The following is a 16,771-nucleotide window of genomic DNA, read 5'->3' as shown; positions in this document are numbered from 1 at the left end:
TGCCATGAAGGCCGTCTGGGAGGCGACAGTGATGCTATCGATCATTTTCAGAACGTTGCTGATCTTGACTCTGGTTGCGTGGGGCTCTGCTGCCAGGGCGCAGACGATCACCTATATCCACACCGATGCGCTTGGATCGGTGGTGGCCGAATCGGATGCCAATGGCGCAGTGACCAAGCGCCACATCTATGAACCCTACGGGACAGTAGTTGGTGGTCAGGTTGATGATGGTCCTGGATATACCGGGCATGTGAGCGATTCGGCCACTGGGCTGAGCTACATGCAGCAGCGGTATATGGATCCGCAGTTGGGTATATTCCTGTCGGTGGATCCGGTGACGGCACATCAACAGCCAGCTAGCCAATTCAATCGATACCGATATGCGGACGGAAATCCCTACAAGTTCACGGATCCTGATGGGAGGGCCGCGCTGCAACTGCTCGTTCCTTTCGTCTTCATTCCGATTGCTGGTGCGACCATCTACTACACAAGTACCACTCCTGAACAACGTGTGGAACTTGGCAATAGGCTGGAAGCGGGAATCAGGGAGCTGGTGCAGGAGTCAAAACCGGCACCACATGAGCCTGCATTGAAGAGTGATGGTTCGATAGTCTCGGATCGAGAGCCTGGAAGTGATGGAAAGCGTGGCTCAACTGGAGGGCCTGGTGCGGGGAAGCGGTTCCCGAAGGAGTCTCCCGAAGCTAAGGCGAGCAAGGAGGGTGTCCCATGCGTCTACTGCGGAGTTCCTACAACCAATACGCAAGGATTGCCAAATTCCCGAGAGAGGGACCACATTGATCCAAAGTCGAGAGGTGGAAATAATAGTCCTGAGAACGAGAGAGACGCCTGTAGGACGTGCAATCGAGACAAGGCGGCAAGGAACCCCGATGAGTGGAGTGGAAGATGAATGACAGCGCGACGAAGGTAAGATTTGCCTTGGATGACGGCGGGGTGGAGATTATGCATGTCCGACTTTTGCCGGATGGTTCGCTTGTGCTGGACAATATTCCATTTTATGCATACGGGGTTAGTTGTGGAGATACTATCGCGACGGAGCGTGACGAAGATGGCTTAATGTTCGTGGGAGTTCTCGCTCGGGGGGGGCATTCCACATATCGAGTCAGGTTGCCAGCATTCGCAGGAGATGAGCGCTTCCTGATGCGTTGGTCAGAACTGGAAGTTCTTGGCTGTACCTACGAAGGCTCTAACGTTGGTGAAAGACTACTCTATGCCGTGGATGTGCCGCCTCACGCTGCAGTGGCCGAAGTGTATAGGCTCTTGGAGCAAGGTGAGAGCGAGGGTGATTGGGAGTTTGAGGAGGGATTCTACTGTTCTCCTGATTTCATTTCTTCGGAACTTCACTAATCGTGGTCTTACCATGTTTTTCCTTTGCATTGGGGTTGCGGCGGCGAAAGTTCAGTGGGAAGGAAGTCGATGAGCGTAGTGTCATCAACTCGCAGAATTTCCTATTCGGATCCTTAAGCGCATCAAGGCTCTCATGTCTCCGGTGAAATGTTCTGTTCCGGTCCTCAGGCGCGGCGAAACGTCCCCATTGTTTAGCCCATTGACGGTAGCCCAAGGGCTCCCATCAGGCATTCGACTACTCTCAGGCATGGCCGCCCATTCACCGTGCGGTTTAAGGCGTACGCGGGGCTGGTATGCGTCACGATGCGAACGGGCAGAAGCAATCCTCCAAGAAGTCCATCGGCAAAGCGGGCGCTTCTCCGGCGCAGCGAGGCCTGCAACTCGTATTCGCCCAATCGAATTCTGTTCGGATTGCCACCTCCGATCGCGTTCGAAGGCGTGGATACGAATTAGATGGTTGTAGTCATGGATGGGGCAGGGAAGTGATTCCCGGCACTGTGACCCAATTGAAGCAACGGGCTGCGGCGATCAACCGTGGGAAGGCGCACTGATCGAGGAAGCTAAGGCGGCAGGCAAGTACGTACTGTTCAATGGAGAGGAGCATCGTGGGCAGGCGTTCTAACCGATCGCTGTGGGTCTATGAGATCGGCCTTGTTGCGGGTTTGGCACTGGCAGCTGCGTTCATCACCCGGTTCAATCCGGTGGAGACACTCCGGCTGGGTGGATGGCTGTTCCTCTTGATGCAACCCATCTTGTTGGGTGCTCATGCTGTCGACCACTTCTCGCGTAAGCGTCGTCGATAGACGGGCGATCGGTGCCGGCCAGCAGCCGGCATCACCAGGTGCTTCAGCGGGCGGCGGCGATGGCTTTCACCCGCGCCTTGGCCAGCGCTTCGCCGATGGCCGGGCCCTTCAGATGCGTGGTATCCAGATCCCGCGCCTGCACTGACAGCGCCGCCTGGTGCAGGCGCTTGAGTGTTTCGCCCTGCGGGTAGTCGGCGTCCTCGAAGCCGAGCCGGCCGCGCTTGTCGGCCTCGCAGCACAGTGCGATGCGGGCCACCCGTTCCGGCCGGCGCAGCGCATCACAGCGGCCCAGCAGTTCCAGCACAGTGGCATCGCGCAGTTCGTCGATGCGGTGCACGTTCAAGTGCTCGCGGCAGACTGCTTCGGCCAGCTGCTGGTGCTCGGCGGGAATCTTCAATCGTGCGCACAAGGCCTTCAACGGCTTGGTGCCGCGCTGCTCGTGCATGATGTGGCGCGGCCATTCCTCCGGCGGGGTCAGGCCCTTGCCGAGATCGTGGGTGAGGGCCGCGAAGCCGACCAGGTCATCACCGGGGGCGAGCTTCGCGGCCATGTCGCTGACCATTTCCTGGTGGATGCCGGTGTCGACTTCCGGGTGGAATTCGGCACGCTGCGGTACGCCGTACAGTGCTTCCAGTTCGGGCAGGATTGGGCCCAGTGCCTGCGCATCGTGCAGCGTGCGCAGGAAGGCGGAGGGCCGTTCACTGACCAGTGCCTTGCGCAGTTCCTGCCAGACGCGTTCCGGCACCAGCGCGTCCAGTTCACCGCTGGCGGCGACCTCGCGCATCAGTGCCATGGTCTCTTCGGCGACGCTGAAGCCCAGTGGTGCAAAACGGGCCATGAAGCGGGCCGCGCGCAGCACGCGCAGCGGATCCTCGACGAAGGCCGGCCCGACATGGCGCAGCACGCGCTGTTCCAGGTCACGCACACCGCCATAGGGATCCACCAGCGTGCCGGTATCTTCGTCACAGGCAATCGCGTTGATGGTGAAGTCGCGGCGCTGCAGGTCCTCTTCCAGCGTCACCGCCGGATCGGCATCGACCACGAAGCCGCGATAGCCACGGCCGGATTTGCGCTCGGTGCGCGCCAGCGCGTATTCCTCGCCGGTCTCCGGGTGCAGGAACACTGGGAAATCGCGGCCTACGGCGGTGTAGCCCTGCGCTTCCATCTGCGCGGGCGTGGCGCCGACCACCACCCAGTCGCGGTCGCCGGCAGGGCGCTGCAGCAGGCGGTCGCGCACGGCGCCGCCGACAAGATAGATCTTCATGGTCGGGATCATCGCATGCCCGACTTGTAGAGCCGAGCCCATGCTCGGCTGCTCAGGCGGTAGCGCTACCGGACAGAACAGCAGCCGAGCGTGGGCTCGGCTCTACAGAAGGCGGGTGATCAATCGCCGCCCTTCTCGGCGTCGGCCGCGCAGCTGAAGCGCTTGCGCTTGTCCACCAGGCGGCCCATCAGGCGGTCGCTCAGCGGCAGCGCATCACCATTGAGGCGCCAGTCGTAGATCACGCTGAAGGCCAGCACGCGGGCCACGTACTCGCGGGTTTCCTTGTAGCTGATGGTCTCGATCCACAGATCCGGATCGAAGCCCGGGCGTTGGCCCTGCCAGCGTGCTGTCGGCGTCGGCCCCGCGTTGTAGGCGGCGATGGTCACGTACGGCAGGCCATCGTACTTGTTCATCAGCTGGCGCAGATAGGCGGTGCCGATCGCGATGTTGGTGTCCGGGTCGTACAGGCTGTCGGCGCCGCCGTAGCCGGTCAGGCCGATGGACTTGGCCACGCTGGCACCGGTGGCCGGCAGCACCTGCATCAGGCCCATGGCATTCGCAGGCGAGCGCGCACGCGGGGTGAACGTGCTCTCAGCGCGGATCTCCGCAGCCACCCAGGCCGGGTCGATGGCATTGCGTGCCGACTCGCGGCGGATGGTGGCGTCGTGGTGCAGCGGGAAACGCAGGTCGTACAGGCGCTGTTCCTGCGGCTGCTTGCCGAGCGCGAACACGGCGCGGTCGAACCAGCCGTTGTCCTGCGCGACACGTACCGCCAGGCGGCGCTGGGTGTCATCGAAGCGCGACAGCGCGCTGTTCCATTCGGCCACGGCCCAGCTGGCGCGGTCGATCTGGTACAGCGCCATCGCGCGCTGGATGGCCGGGTCGCGCGCGACCGCTGCCTGTGCCTGCGCGCTGTCATTCGGCTTCCACGGGCACAGCGTGTAGCCCTGCTGCAGCTTGTCGGCGGCCAGGAAACCGTGGAAGGTCGGTGCGCGTGCGGCTTCGCGGAACAGCGGCTGCGCCTGCTGGGCCTGGCCGGTCTTCTCCAGCATCCGGCCTTCGAAGTAGCGCCAGCGCGGGTCGCTGCGCTGCTTGCTGCCCATCTTGCGGATGGCGGTCAGCGCCGCCGGCCAGTCGCCGCGCGACATCGCTTCGCGCACGCGCCATTCGTGCAGGCGTTCGTCATACGCCGATTCCGGCACCGCGTTGAGGCGGCGCGCCGAATCGGGCAGGTAGGACGCCACCGTCCACAGTGCGATCTGGTATAGCACCTGGCCCTGCTGCGCGGCACTCAGGCCCAGCGCCTGGGCGTACTGCGGCAGCTGCTGTTCGGTGGCGGCCGGGTCGGCCTTGGCCAGCTTGGCCAGGCCATCGGTGGCGATGCGCCGGCTGCGTTCGTTGCGCGGCCAGTTCAACGCGCTGGCATTGGGCTTGTCGACAAAGGCAGCGTAATTGTTCGCCAGCGCCAGGTCGGTGGCAGGCAGGCCACGTGCGGCGCTGCGCATCACGGCCGGCTGCTGGGCGTCGGCGGCGGCATCGATGCGTTCCCAGCGCAGGGCGTCGCTCAGGCCACCCTGCGCCTGCAGCACGGCGAAAACGGCATCACAGCCGTCCGGCAGCGACTTGCCGTTCTTGCGCCACAGGTCCTGCGCCTCGCTGATCCACTGCGGATCGACCTTGCCCGTCACCTGGCGCGCGGTCAGCTGCGCACAGCGCAGGCCGGCGTTGTCGGTGGGCACCCAGTTGGCGAGCAGGGTGGGCCAGTCCTGGCGGCGTGCGACCGAGGGCAGCCACACGCTGCGGAACGTGTTGGCCACGGCCTGGCCGTCATAGCGCTTGAGGAAGGCCTGTGCCTGCGCGGTATCGACGGTGTCGATGTTGCGGCGCAGGTTGGCGTACTCCAGCCATCCGTAAGCCGGATGGCGGCTGAGTGCAGCGGCCTGGCCGGGATCGAACTGGCCGCGTTCGGCGGCCGCGATCGCAGCCTTCAGCTGCGCGTTCTGGGCGTCGAGGGACTGGGCGTTGGCGCAGCCGATCAGCAGCGTGGTGGCCAAGGGCAGCAGGGACAGGGCAGTTGAAGTGCGTCGGGTCATGGCGACCAGCATAGCGGGCGATGGCTGAATTCAGTTTCGCATTGCGTGCACGCCGAGCATCGGCAACGACAGCTGAATGACCCCGCGCAGGCCACTGCCGCAGGGGACGGGAGGCGTCGTAACGTCGGCCTTGGGCGAACGGCCCGGCTGCAGGGAGCGGCACATGGCGTTCAGTAGCGCAGGAAGAAGCGGTCCGCTGGCGGACATCAATGTCACGCCACTGGTGGACGTGATGCTGGTGCTGTTGATCATCTTCATCGTGACCGCGCCGATCGTGGCCCGGCCGATTGCCGTGCAGTTACCACAGGCCACCGATCGCACGATCGATCGCCCCGAACCGCCGCCGCCTATCGAGCTGCGCCTGGATGCTGCCAACCAGCTCAGCTGGAATGGCCAGCCCATGACGATCAGCGAGCTTCAGGCGCGCCTGCAGGCACAGGTGGGCGAACATGCCGGCAACCTGCCGGAGCTGCGCATCGCCACCGATCCGGCGGCCGAGTACGAAGGCATGGCGAGGATTCTGGCCGCGGCCGAGGCGACCGGTATGGAGCGGATTGCCTTCGTGCGATAGAGCGTTGTCTCACTGCCGCTCATGCGGTGATTGCTGCATGAGCGGCGCTTGCCCCGCTGACAGCGTCGCATCCAGGATCCGCAGAAAAGCCATTTCAATCTGCGCTGGAACCGGGGTCGGATTTGCTCGCCACTTTCCGCTCTCAGGGTCATGTTCAACGTCGAAAGCAGTCAACTCGGCTCTCTCGAAATCCACCACAACCGTCAGTCCCTCTCCCGAGGCCAAGGCCGCATTGCTGGGAGAGGGGCAGTCGTTGCACTCGATTACGCCGCCCGCTCTCGATTCGCCTGCCAGGAAAAGAAGCAGCGTCATCACCATCGTAATGCCCGGCGCGCCACTTGCTGGTTTCATGATCGATCCTCCTGCGATTGGCTGGAGGTTCGAGTCTGCACCGGACCGATCAGCGGGGCCTTCTGAATCAAGCAATTTCAGACTACTTCTGAAATGGTTCGGCAAAGACCTGTTCGATAAATGCGGCAACTCCCGGCGCGCGATGTCGCGGCCGGCATCAAGGCCGCGTGCCGTGAACACCATCGCAAGGTCATAACTGCAGCTATCTGACGCAAAGCGCCTGTAATTGCGTCAATTCCACGTGAAAGAGTGTCGACCGTCACGCCGGGCCTTTTACCACTTGTTTACAAAGGAGACGCTGCCGCCATGCAGGGGGGAGCGCGGCAGTCCATGTCCCGACATTCCTTTGGAGAGAGAGCGAATGAATCACCTGCACCACCGCCCTTTGGCGGTTGCCGTCGCGCTGTGCGTGATGACCCTGGCACCGTTGGGTGCCGCTGCACAATCCACCACCAACCTGGATGCGGTGGAAGTCACCGGTACCCGCATCAAGCGCGCTGAGGTGGAGGGCCAGGTGCCGATCCAGACGCTGACGCGCGGCGATATCGAACGCACCGGCCTGACCTCGATCGGCGAAGTGCTGCAGCAGCTCACCGGTTCCGGTTCGGCGCTCAACGCCAAGTTCAACTCGTCCGGCAACTTCGGCTTCCCGCCCGATGGCAGTGGCGTGGGTGCCGGTTCGGCGCAGGTGGACCTGCGCCACCTGGGCGCCAAGCGCGTGCTGGTGCTGGTCGACGGCATCCGCTGGGTCAATGAGTCATCCGCGTCCGGCGTCGGCTCGGCCACCGATCTCAATACCATTCCGCTGGCCATCGTCGAGCGCATCGAAGTGCTGGAAGATGGCGCGTCGTCGCTGTACGGTTCCGACGCCATTGCCGGCGTGGTCAACATCATCACCCGCCGTGACTTCGATGGCGGCCAGGTGACCCTGAACTATGGCGAGTACAGCAAGGGCGATGGCACGCAGAAGGGCGTGGACCTGGCCTGGGGCAAGAGCGGCGACCGCTTCAGCCTGTTCCTGGGCGCCAGCTGGACCAAGCAGGATCCGGTGTTTGCCAAGGACCGCGAGCAGTCGCGCTTCCCGATTCCCGGCACCGGGCTGGCGTTCGGCAGCGGTGGCATTCCGCAGGGTCGTTTCATGTTCACCGACCCGAACACCGGCGCGGTGCAGAACATCGTGCCCAATACCGGCGTGAGCAACCCGCGCTACGACGGCAGCGCCGGCTGCGCGCGCACCGATGACTATCACTGCTTCACCAGCGCCGACCGGTTCAATTTCGCCGAGTACAACATGGTGCTGACGCCCTCGGAGCGTAAGGGCCTGTTCGGTCAGTTCCGCTTCGACATCACCGACAACGTGCAGTGGTACGTCAAGGCACTGGGCAACCGTCGTGAGTCGACCAACCAGGCCGGCCCGGAGCCGCTGTTCTTCGGCCCCGATGGCGCCACCGGCAATCCGCTGGCCGACAACATCACCGTGTCCGCGCTCAATCCGTACAACCCGTTCGGCTTCGACCTGGTCTCGGGTGACAACCTGAGCCTGATCGGCCGCCGCCCGGTGGAAGGCGGCGCGCGCGTGTTCAAGCAGGAAGTGGACACCACGTATTTCGCCACCGGCTTCGTCGGCAACTTCCAGGCGGCTGACCGCAGCTGGTACTGGGATGTCAACGGCATGTACAGCAAGAACAAGGCCGAACAGACCAACTACGGCAGCTATGACATCTACAAGGTGAACATGGCGCTGGGCGATCCGGCGGTGTGCGCGGCCACGCCGGGCTGCGTGCCGCTGAACATCTTTGGTGGCGTCGGTTCGATCACCCCGGACATGCTGAAGTGGATCCAGCCGGTGGTGCGTGACCGCAGCCAGAACGAGCTGAGCCTGTTCACCGCCAACCTGTCCAGCGAGCTGTTCTCGCTGCCGGCAGGTCCGGTATCCTTCGCCACCGGTTTCGAGTACCGCAAGTACAAGGGCTCCTATCAGCCCGATCCGCTGACGGTGATTGGTCACTACAACGGCGTGCCGTCGCAGCCGACCTCCGGTTCCTACGACGTCAATGAGGCCTACCTGGAGCTGAGCGTTCCGATCTTCGCCGATTCCTCGTTCGGCAAGAAGCTGGACCTGAGCCTGGCCGGCCGTTATTCGGACTACTCCACCTTCGGTGGCGAGTTCACGCCCAAGTACGGCCTGCGCTGGCAGGTGACCGATGATTTCGTGCTGCGCACCACCTACGCCGAGGGCTTCCGCGCGCCGTCGATCGGTGAACTGTACGGCTCGGCGGCGCGTGCCGACCTGCAGCTGTTCGATCCGTGCTCGGTGGGCCTGGGCGGCACGCCGCCGCGTGGCAGCGCCGCCAACTGTGCCGCGCTGGGCGTGCCGGCCGGCTTCCAGCAGGCCAACTCGCAGATCTCGGTGACCACCGGCGGCAACCGCGAGCTGGACCCGGAGCGCTCGCGCAGCTTCAGTGCCGGCTTCGTGTGGAGCCCGTGGTTCGGCAACAATGCCTCGTGGTCGGAGCGCTTCGATGTGGAGGTGACCTTCTACCGCCATGCCATCGACGGTGCGATCCAGGCAATCAACGCGCAGACCCAGCTGGACCTGTGCGTGGAGACGCTGGACCCGATCTACTGTGATGGCATTACCCGTGCAAGCACCGGTGCGGTCAGCAGCTTCAACAACCGCCTGACCAACCTGGGGTCGATCAAGACCGACGGCTGGGACGTGGATCTGTTCTGGACGCTGCCGCAGACGTCCATCGGCCAGTTCAAGCTGGGCTGGAAGAACACCTTTGTCGGCCGCTACGAGGCCACCGGCGCGGCCGGGCAGAAGCAGCCGCAGAAGCCCGGCGTGGAAGTGGCTGACAGTTCGATTCCCGAATGGACCAGCAACGCCAGCATCGGCTGGACGCTGGACCGCTGGAGCGCCAACTGGACGGTGCGGCACATCTCCGAGCTGACCGAGAACTGTGGCGATGCCGCGGCATTCCCGGTGTGCAGCAACCAGGCTGCGGGTACCAACACGCTGTCGGCCACCACCTTCCACGACATGCAGGTGGGCTACAAGATCGACTGGATGAAGGGGTTGCAGCTGCCCGCCGGCCTGAACAACGTGTTCGACAAGGATCCGCCGATCTGCCTGTCGTGCTCGTTGAACGGCTACGACGCCTCGACCTACGACATCCCGCGTGGCCGTTACTGGTACCTGCGCGCGGACCTGCGCTTCTGATGTGAGGGTGGCAGCGCCGGACAGTTCCGGCGCTGCCTTGCGGATGTAGCGCCGAGCCCGCGCTCGGCTGATTCTCTGAGCCGAGCATGGGCTCGGCTCTACAGGTGCGGCGCGGTCGTACCCCGCGTCTGATCAGAACGCCCAGGTGAACGTCAGCGAGCCGTTGCGGCCATCGCCGTAGGCACCGTAGCCGTTGATCTGCGACAGGTACTTCTTGTCCAGCAGGTTGTTGAGGTTGGCCTGCACGCTGAACTCCGGCGAGATGCGGTAGCGCACGAAGGCACTGACCAGTGCGTAGCCGCTCTGCTCGATGCGGCCGTAGGCCGGCACCGGGTAGTAGATGCGGTTCTGCCAGTTGGCACCGCCACCGACGGTCAGTGCCTGCAGCGACTGCGGGGTGTAGCTGGTGAACAGCTTCAGTGCGGTCTGCGGCAGGTTGGTGTTGATGTCGGCGTCGTTGATGTCCTTGGCCACGTAGCGCGACGCACCGAAGGTCGCATTCCAGCCCGGGGCCAGTTCGCCGTTCACCTCGAACTCGAAGCCGCGGCTGACGGTGCCGCGTGCAGCGCGATAGGCGAACTCGTTCTGGCTGCCCAGCACCGGCTCACCGGTGGCCTGGCCGACGTTGTCCTGTTCGATGCGGAACACGGCCAGCGAGGCGTTCAGGCGGTTGTCGAACCACGCGCCCTTGACGCCAACTTCGTAGCTCTTGCCATCGACCGGATCGAGGTAGCCGCCATTGCGGTCCTTCAGCGTCTGCGGCTGGAAAATTTCGGTGTAGCTGGCGTAGGTCGAGTACGTCCCGTTGATGTCGAAGACCAGGCCGGCGTACGGCGTGGTCACCTTGTGCGCGCGGTCGGCGCCTTCACCCTCGCTCTTCCAGTCAGTGTAGCGTGCGCCAATGATCAGCTTCAGCGGATCGGCCAGCGACAGGCGCGCGGCCGCGTAACCGGCCTTCTGCGTGATGGTGCCCTCGCTGGCCAGGGCCAGCGGGTTCCAGTTCGGCTCACCGATCTTGCCCGTCCAGTTCAGATAGCTGGCGAACGGATCCCAGGTCTGGCCCGGGCCACCGACCTGGTAGTCGCCGTAGTTGGCGTACTCGCGCCTGTTGTAGCTGAGGCCGGCCATCAGCTGGTGCTCGCGGCCGAACAGCTGGAACGGGCCGTCAATGTAGCCATCAACGCCGGTGACCTTGCGCTCAGTGTTGTAGAAGCCTGCGGATGGCGAGATGCCCGCGCCGGTGGTCCTGTCGAAGTTCGATTCGCCCGTGGTCCAGTCGTTGTAGGCCGGGTAGAACAGTTTGTCGTCGGCCTTGGTCTCATCGTGCGTGGCGCCAACCTTGAACTTCCAGCCATTGCTGAAGGCGTGCTGCAGGGTGGCGAAGGCGCGCTTGCTGGTGGTGTCCCAGTAGGTCCAGTCCGGGCTGGCGTTGAACGATTCGTCGTAGCCGGTGCGCGAGCCATCCGAATACAGCATCGGGAAACCGCCCCAGGTCGCGCCGTTGGCGCGCTTCTGCTGGTAGTCGTAGCCCACGCTCAATTGGGTGTCCGGAGTCAGGTCGGCGTCGATGACGGCATAGCCCAGCGTCTTGCGCTGGTTGTAGCGGTCCATCTGGCCATCGGTGTCCAGGTAGCTGCCGATTACGCGGCCGCGCACCGTGCCACTGGCGTTGAGCGCGCTGCCTACGTCCACGGTGGTGCGGGTGCGGCCCCAGCTGCCGACGTTCACCGACACGCTGCCGGCCAGCTCGGCACTGTCGGCATGCTTTCGGATCAGGTTCACCGACGCGGACGGATTGCCGGCACCACTGAGCAGGCCGGTGGCGCCACGCACCACTTCAACGCGGTCATACAGCGCAAGGTCCAGGCCGGAATCACCGTAGCTCCAGTTCTGCACCATCTGCGTGGGCAGGCCATCGAACTGGTAGGCGTCGATGTAGAACCCACGTGCGTAGAACTCGGTGCGCTCGCTGTCGGACTGGGTACTGGTCACGCCGGTGGTGTTGGCCAGCACGTCGATGATGTCGTCCAGGTTCTGATCTTCGATGCGCTGGTGGCTGATGATGCTGAGCGACTGCGGGATCTCGCGCGGTGCCAGGTCGAAGCGGGTACCGGCCGAGGTGCGGCGCACCGAATAGCCTTCGGCGCGTTCGCCCTTGACCACCACCTTGTCCAATGTGGTCGGGTCGGCGGCGGTGTCGGCGAAGGCGGCCGGGGCCGGGGTCAGGGCGCAGAGTGCAACGAGTACGGCAACGGACAGCCGCTGCGGCTGCGGGATACGGAAGGCGGAACAGGTCATGGGGGTCCTGGACGAGCACGCGCGCTCGGCCGGCATCCAGAAGGCGAGGCGCTACGGGGGGAAACGGGCGGGCAGGCCGTCCTGGCACCACCGGAAACGTAAGAAATGGTAATACGAACTATTCCTATTTACAAATCATGAACGAGGTAGGCACTCACGCGGGCCGCGACGCAGCGCATTGGGTTCAGCGCAGCAGCGGCAGCGGATCGCGCGCGCCATCGGCGCCGTAGATGCCCCAGTGCAGGTGGGGCGGCGTGCCCTTGGCATTGCCGCTGTCGCCTACATGCCCGAGCAGGTCGCCGGCCTGGACCACCTGGCCGCGCGCCAGGCCCTCGGCCCAGTCGTCCAGATGGGCGTAGTAGTAACGTTCACGCCCGGGCCCGATCACCCAGACCTGGCGGCCACCGAGGCCGCGCTCGCTGACATCCACGACGACGCCGGCGGTGGCACTGCGCACGGGGGTGCCGCGCCTGGCGAAGATGTCGATGCCGGCGTGGGAGCGGTCACGGCCGCGCGGAGCGCCGAACGTATCGGCGATCTGGCGGGGCCGCACGCCTTCCACCGGCACCGGAAGCTCGGTGGCCGGAGGCATCCGCGAGAGTGTCCACAGCAGTTTCGGTGCAGCGGCCCATGGGCTGTTCCACAGTGCCATGGCGGCAACGATCGCGATGACCAGCCACAGGCCGCGCAGCAGCCAGCGGCGCAGGCGACGGGCGGGGGAGGGCGATGTGTTCATGGTCTCCGACTGTAGCGCCGAGCCATGCTCGGCGGCTGTTGCTTTGCGGTCAAAGCGCAGTCGAGCATGGCTCAGCGCTACAGAACCGGGTCCAGTGGCACTTCGAAACTGCGCTTCAACGTTCCCAGTGCAACCGAGGTGCGGAAGCGCTCGATGTTGTCATCGCCGCCGAACAACCGCTCGGTGATCGCCTCGTACTCCTCCATCGACGCGGCCGACACCAGCAGCAGGAAATCGCCGTCGCCGGTGATCGAGTAGCACTGCTGCACCGCCGGGTCGTCCTGCACGCGGCGCTTGAACGGCGCCACGTGATCACGCTGCTCGCTGACCACGCGCACTTCGACGATGATGGTCAGCGGTCGCCCGACCTTGGCTGCGGCGACTACCGCCACGTTGGCCGAGATCACACCGCTGTCCTGCAGGCGTTTGATCCGGCGTTGCACGGCCGGGGTGGACAGGTGCACGGTCTCGGCGATCTCGCGCTGCGGCAGGGTGTTGTCCCGCTGCAGCAGGTTGAGGATGGCGCGGTCGAAGCTGTCGAGCACGGGGGCGGTGGCCATGGCGAGCAGAAGTTGCACGAACGGGCTGTCAATTGAGCCAAGTGCTCGGCGCTGGCGCAATAGACTTTGCGCATGCAGACCTCACGATTTGCGCCGATGTTGCCGGCGCTGGCGGTGCTCGGCTCGGTCACCTCGCTGGCCATCGGCACCTCCTACGCAAAACACCTGTTCCCGCTGATCGGCGCCCAGGGCACCAGCGCGCTGCGTGTGGGCTTCTCGGCCCTGTTGCTGCTGATGTTCTGGCGGCCATGGCGCTGGAGGACCAGCCGCGTGGACGCGATCACCATCCTGCGCTACGGGCTCACCCTGGGCCTGATGAACCTGCTGTTCTACATGGCCCTGCGCACGATTCCCTTCGGCATCGCGGTGGCCATCGAGTTCACCGGGCCGCTGACGGTGGCGATGCTGTCATCACGACGCCCCATCGACTTCGTCTGGGTGGGCTGCGCGGTGGTGGGTTTGTTGCTGCTGCTGCCGCTGGGCGGTGGCCCGGCGCTGGATCCGGCTGGCGTGCTGTATGCGATGGGCGCAGCGGCGTGCTGGGGCCTGTACATCGTGTTCGGCAAGCGTGCCGGTCATCTGCACGCTGGGCACTCGGTCTCGCTGGGGCTGCTGGCCGCGTCGCTGGTGGTGGTGCCGGTGGGGGTGGTGCATGCCGGCGCCGCGCTGCTCGAGCCGAAGATCCTGGCGGCCGGCCTGCTGGTGGCGCTGGTCTCCAGCGCGATTCCGATGTCGCTTGAGATGATGGCGCTCAAGCGCCTGCCGAAGGAAACGTTCGGCATCCTGATCAGCATGGAACCGGCGGTGGCCGCGTTGTGGGCGATGCTGCTGCTGCACGAGCACCTGCATGGATTGCAGTGGCTGGCGATCGGCTGCACGGTGCTGGCCTCGGTGGGCAGCACGATGACCGCGCGGCGGTTGAAGGTGCCGGTGGTGCAGGCCGGGTAGCGGCAGAGAGCGTGCGGACCAACGGTCCGCACCCACCAGAGCGGCGTGCCAACCAAGGTTGGCACCTGCCAGGAGCGTTCAGCGCAGGGCGTCGGCCGGGACGTCGATCTGCATCGCCAGGGCGAGGTGATCGGAGAACGCGGCTGGTACGGCTTCCACGGTACGAGTCTGCAGGCCACTGCTGACCAGGATGTGGTCGATGGCGCGGTCGGGGCGCCAGCTGGGGAAGGTGGGCACGATGCAGCCCGGGGGCTGCAGCCGGGTCTTCTGGTACAGCACCTGCATTTCCGGGCGCTCGGCCAGACAGTTGAAATCGCCCATCAACACGGCGTTCGGGTGGTCGGACAACAGCTCGGCGATGAAGCCCAGCTGCGACATCCGCGATCCCGCGCCCAGCGACAGATGCGCCACTGCCACCGCCAGGCCATCGGCGCCGTCGCCGAACTTGGCCAGCAGCACGCCGCGCCCGCCGATGCGGCCGGGCAGGGCGTGATCCTGCACTTCAACCGGTTCCAGCTTGCTCAGCAGGCCATTGGCGCTGGATGCGACCCCGCCCATGCGCCGGTTCGGCTGGTGACTCCAGTAGTTGAAGCCGGCGCGTTGGGCCAGGTAGTGGGTCTGGTTGGTGAAGCCCGAACGCAGGCTGCCCGGGTCGGCCTCCTGCAGGCCGACGATGTCATGGTCGCGCGCCAGCGTGGCGATCGCGTCCAGGCTGCTGCGCTTGCGACCCGCCGGCAGCGCATGTGACCAGCTGCGGGTCACATAGTCGCTGTAGCGGCGGGTACTTGAGCCGGCCTGGATGTTGGCCGTCAGCAAACGCAGGGTCCGTGTGCGGGGGGAATTCACGGCCGGGAACAACGTCCTTTGGATCAGTGAGCCTGGGCCGCACCGCGTTCGCGGGCGATCAGGTGGTCGGCAATGCGCAGCATGTCCGGGAAGCTCTTGCCCTTCACCAGGTACTTGCCGTTGACGATGATCGACGGGGTGCCGCTGATCTGGCTGCGCTGGGCGAACTGCTTGGCCGAGTTGGTCTTGGCATTCACCGCGAAGCTGCCCATGGTGGCGGCGAACTGCTTCGGATCGACGCCGTAGGCGGCGTAGAACTTGGCGATGTCTTCCACCGAGTCACGGCCGCGCTCGCCCTTCAGGGTCTTCTGCGAGTGGATGGCGGCGTACAGCGCTTCGTGGGTCTTTTCCTGCACGCCCAGGGTCTGCGCGGCGTAGAAGGCACGGGCGTAGTCATCCCAGGTGCCGCCGAACATGGCCGGCACGTAGACGAAGTTCACGTCGCTGGGCAGGCCGGCCTTCCACGGGCCGACCAGCGGCTGGAATGCGGCGCAGGCCGGGCAGACGTAGCCGAAGATCTCGGTCACTTCGATCTTGCCGGCAGCCGGCTGGAACGGCTGGCCGTTCGGGATCACCTGGTAATCGGCGCCTTCCACCGGGGCCGGGCCGGTCAGCGCGGCGGTGGTCGGGGCCGGCGCCGCGGCGGGGGCGGCTTCGGCCGGGGCCTTTTCGCCTTCGGCGGCCGCCGGAGCGGTGCCTTCGCTGCCCGCGGCCGGAGCGGCCGGTTCGGTGGCCGCCGGAGCTGCAGCCGGTTCGGCCGGCGCCGCGGTGGTGTTGGTGCTGCCGTCGTCGGCCTTGCAGGCCGCCAGGATCGGCAGCAGCGCTGCGAGGGCGAGGGCGTAACGGATCTTCATGGAAACGTCTCCAGCATCTGGAAAGGTGGGGGCCGGCGCCAAGCGCCAGCCAGGGGGAAATGATGACATGCGGCGGCGACAGCGCCGTGTCGATGGTGTGTGTTGGTTCAGCGGCCGCGGGCGGCGCGGGCCTGGGCGATCAGGGCCGAGGCGATGCGCAGCTGGTCGTCGAAGCTGTTGCCGCGCACCAGGTACTGGCCATTGATGATCAGCGCCGGGGTACCCGGGATCCTGGTGCGCTGGGCGAACGCACGGGCGGCATCGACCTTCTTCTGTACGGCATCGCCGCGCAGGGCCTGCAGATAACGGTCCGGGGTCACCCCGTAGGCCTTGTAGAAGGTGGCAAGCTCATCGGCCGAAACGTTCTGCATCGGCAGCGAGCCATCCTGGTGCAGGGCCTTGAAGACCGCCGCGTGGCTGCGCTTGGCCACGCCGACTTCGTCGGCGGCGTAGTAGGCCAGGGCCCATGCATCCCAGGCGCCACCGAAGGCGGCCGGCACCGGGGTGAAGCGCACGTCGGCCGGCAGCTTGGCCGCCCAGGCTTCCAGTTGCGGTTCAAAGTGGGCGCAATGCGGGCAGGTGTAGCCGAAGACCTCGACCACCTCGATCTTGCCGGCCAACGGCTGGAACGGGCCCGGCTGCGCGATGCGCTCGTAGTCTTTGCCCTCGACCAGCGGGGCATTGGCGGGTGTGGCGGCGCAGGCTGCCAGCGGCAGCAGTACCAGCACGGACAACAGCAGGCGGGAAATCAACCTCATCGACACGCATCTCCGTTGAAAAAAGCAACGCCGGCGCAGCCGCCGGCGTGAAGGAACATACCGCAGCCGTGGGCCGACGTGGCGGCCCAGGCCGACCAGTG

General features: G+C 65.3%; 14 protein-coding genes. 5 read left to right on the top strand and 9 right to left on the bottom strand.

All coding sequences use genetic code 11. The annotated features are described in order from the left end of the window. Positions 1-4: 4 nt before the first annotated feature. Entirely contained in the window at positions 5-907 is a 903-nt protein-coding gene (locus AC5P6A_RS12140; RefSeq protein ID WP_155030125.1) for an RHS repeat-associated core domain-containing protein, read from the top strand. Next, on the top strand, positions 904-1,365 hold the full coding sequence (locus tag AC5P6A_RS12135) for a DUF4265 domain-containing protein (RefSeq protein WP_155030124.1): 462 nt from the start codon (positions 904-906) through the stop codon (positions 1,363-1,365). The genes AC5P6A_RS12140 and AC5P6A_RS12135 overlap by 4 nt, the downstream gene beginning before the upstream one ends. 846 nt (positions 1,366-2,211) lie before the next feature. Here the strand turns inward: AC5P6A_RS12135 and AC5P6A_RS12130 are convergent. Both AC5P6A_RS12130 and AC5P6A_RS12125 read right to left on the bottom strand, forming a co-directional pair. Then, positions 2,212-3,432, bottom strand: coding sequence for a multifunctional CCA addition/repair protein (locus tag AC5P6A_RS12130; protein WP_227844066.1), 1,221 nt, complete (start codon positions 3,430-3,432; stop codon positions 2,212-2,214). 119 nt (positions 3,433-3,551) lie between these two features. Further along, a complete protein-coding gene (locus tag AC5P6A_RS12125; protein ID WP_227844067.1) occupies positions 3,552-5,537 on the bottom strand; it encodes a transglycosylase SLT domain-containing protein in 1,986 nt (661 codons plus the stop codon). A gap of 151 nt (positions 5,538-5,688) precedes the next feature. On the opposite strand from AC5P6A_RS12125, the gene AC5P6A_RS12120 reads away from it, so the two are divergent. After that, complete coding sequence (locus tag AC5P6A_RS12120) at positions 5,689-6,096, top strand: ExbD/TolR family protein (protein WP_021204654.1); 408 nt, start codon at positions 5,689-5,691, stop codon at positions 6,094-6,096. A gap of 9 nt (positions 6,097-6,105) precedes the next feature. On the opposite strand, the gene AC5P6A_RS12115 is transcribed toward AC5P6A_RS12120, so the two are convergent. Further along, complete coding sequence (locus tag AC5P6A_RS12115) at positions 6,106-6,630, bottom strand: hypothetical protein (RefSeq protein WP_134731646.1); 525 nt, start codon at positions 6,628-6,630, stop codon at positions 6,106-6,108. 178 nt (positions 6,631-6,808) lie between these two features. On the opposite strand from AC5P6A_RS12115, the gene AC5P6A_RS12110 reads away from it, so the two are divergent. Continuing rightward, positions 6,809-9,670, top strand: coding sequence for a TonB-dependent receptor plug domain-containing protein (locus AC5P6A_RS12110; RefSeq protein WP_495222317.1), 2,862 nt, complete (start codon positions 6,809-6,811; stop codon positions 9,668-9,670). A 132-nt stretch (positions 9,671-9,802) separates the two neighbouring features. On the opposite strand, the gene fhuE is transcribed toward AC5P6A_RS12110, so the two are convergent. The 3 genes from fhuE to AC5P6A_RS12095 form a co-directional block, all read right to left on the bottom strand. Beyond that, positions 9,803-11,968: a ferric-rhodotorulic acid/ferric-coprogen receptor FhuE gene (fhuE, locus tag AC5P6A_RS12105; protein WP_346715101.1), complete on the bottom strand. Its 2,166-nt coding sequence runs from the start codon at positions 11,966-11,968 to the stop codon at positions 9,803-9,805. A 184-nt stretch (positions 11,969-12,152) separates the two neighbouring features. Beyond that, positions 12,153-12,704 (bottom strand): M23 family metallopeptidase, encoded by a 552-nt coding sequence (locus tag AC5P6A_RS12100; RefSeq protein WP_155030119.1) that lies wholly within the window; start codon positions 12,702-12,704, stop codon positions 12,153-12,155. A 77-nt stretch (positions 12,705-12,781) separates the two neighbouring features. Beyond that, on the bottom strand, positions 12,782-13,264 hold the full coding sequence (locus AC5P6A_RS12095; protein WP_346715100.1) for an Lrp/AsnC family transcriptional regulator: 483 nt from the start codon (positions 13,262-13,264) through the stop codon (positions 12,782-12,784). 72 nt (positions 13,265-13,336) lie between these two features. On the opposite strand from AC5P6A_RS12095, the gene AC5P6A_RS12090 reads away from it, so the two are divergent. Then, on the top strand, positions 13,337-14,212 hold the full coding sequence (locus tag AC5P6A_RS12090) for an EamA family transporter (protein WP_346715099.1): 876 nt from the start codon (positions 13,337-13,339) through the stop codon (positions 14,210-14,212). Between the two features lie 78 nt (positions 14,213-14,290). Here the strand turns inward: AC5P6A_RS12090 and AC5P6A_RS12085 are convergent, their stop codons facing one another. From AC5P6A_RS12085 to AC5P6A_RS12075, 3 genes are all read right to left on the bottom strand, one after another. Continuing rightward, positions 14,291-15,028, bottom strand: coding sequence for an endonuclease/exonuclease/phosphatase family protein (locus AC5P6A_RS12085; protein WP_005411026.1), 738 nt, complete (start codon positions 15,026-15,028; stop codon positions 14,291-14,293). A gap of 53 nt (positions 15,029-15,081) precedes the next feature. Next, entirely contained in the window at positions 15,082-15,912 is an 831-nt protein-coding gene (locus AC5P6A_RS12080) for a thiol:disulfide interchange protein DsbA/DsbL (RefSeq protein ID WP_134735977.1), read from the bottom strand. A 107-nt stretch (positions 15,913-16,019) separates the two neighbouring features. Continuing rightward, positions 16,020-16,670 (bottom strand): thiol:disulfide interchange protein DsbA/DsbL, encoded by a 651-nt coding sequence (locus AC5P6A_RS12075; RefSeq protein ID WP_019660639.1) that lies wholly within the window; start codon positions 16,668-16,670, stop codon positions 16,020-16,022. Between the last annotated feature and the right edge of the window lie 101 nt (positions 16,671-16,771).

The organism is Stenotrophomonas sp. YJH_SMC_20 (genome assembly GCF_059367845.1).
The sequence above is the reverse complement of the archived record's forward strand: the minus strand, read 5'-3'. Positions and strand labels throughout refer to the sequence as shown.

Coding starts and splice junctions, on each gene's coding strand:
- AC5P6A_RS12140 (WP_155030125.1), top strand. CDS start 5: ATGAAGGCCGTCTGGGAGGCGACAGTGATGCTATCGATCATTTTCAGA.
- AC5P6A_RS12135 (WP_155030124.1), top strand. CDS start 904: ATGAATGACAGCGCGACGAAGGTAAGATTTGCCTTGGATGACGGCGGG.
- AC5P6A_RS12130 (WP_227844066.1), bottom strand. CDS start 3,432: ATGAAGATCTATCTTGTCGGCGGCGCCGTGCGCGACCGCCTGCTGCAG.
- AC5P6A_RS12125 (WP_227844067.1), bottom strand. CDS start 5,537: ATGCTGGTCGCCATGACCCGACGCACTTCAACTGCCCTGTCCCTGCTG.
- AC5P6A_RS12120 (WP_021204654.1), top strand. CDS start 5,689: ATGGCGTTCAGTAGCGCAGGAAGAAGCGGTCCGCTGGCGGACATCAAT.
- AC5P6A_RS12115 (WP_134731646.1), bottom strand. CDS start 6,630: ATGGTGTTCACGGCACGCGGCCTTGATGCCGGCCGCGACATCGCGCGC.
- AC5P6A_RS12110 (WP_495222317.1), top strand. CDS start 6,809: ATGAATCACCTGCACCACCGCCCTTTGGCGGTTGCCGTCGCGCTGTGC.
- fhuE (WP_346715101.1), bottom strand. CDS start 11,968: ATGACCTGTTCCGCCTTCCGTATCCCGCAGCCGCAGCGGCTGTCCGTT.
- AC5P6A_RS12100 (WP_155030119.1), bottom strand. CDS start 12,704: ATGAACACATCGCCCTCCCCCGCCCGTCGCCTGCGCCGCTGGCTGCTG.
- AC5P6A_RS12095 (WP_346715100.1), bottom strand. CDS start 13,264: ATGGCCACCGCCCCCGTGCTCGACAGCTTCGACCGCGCCATCCTCAAC.
- AC5P6A_RS12090 (WP_346715099.1), top strand. CDS start 13,337: ATGCAGACCTCACGATTTGCGCCGATGTTGCCGGCGCTGGCGGTGCTC.
- AC5P6A_RS12080 (WP_134735977.1), bottom strand. CDS start 15,912: ATGAAGATCCGTTACGCCCTCGCCCTCGCAGCGCTGCTGCCGATCCTG.
- AC5P6A_RS12075 (WP_019660639.1), bottom strand. CDS start 16,670: ATGAGGTTGATTTCCCGCCTGCTGTTGTCCGTGCTGGTACTGCTGCCG.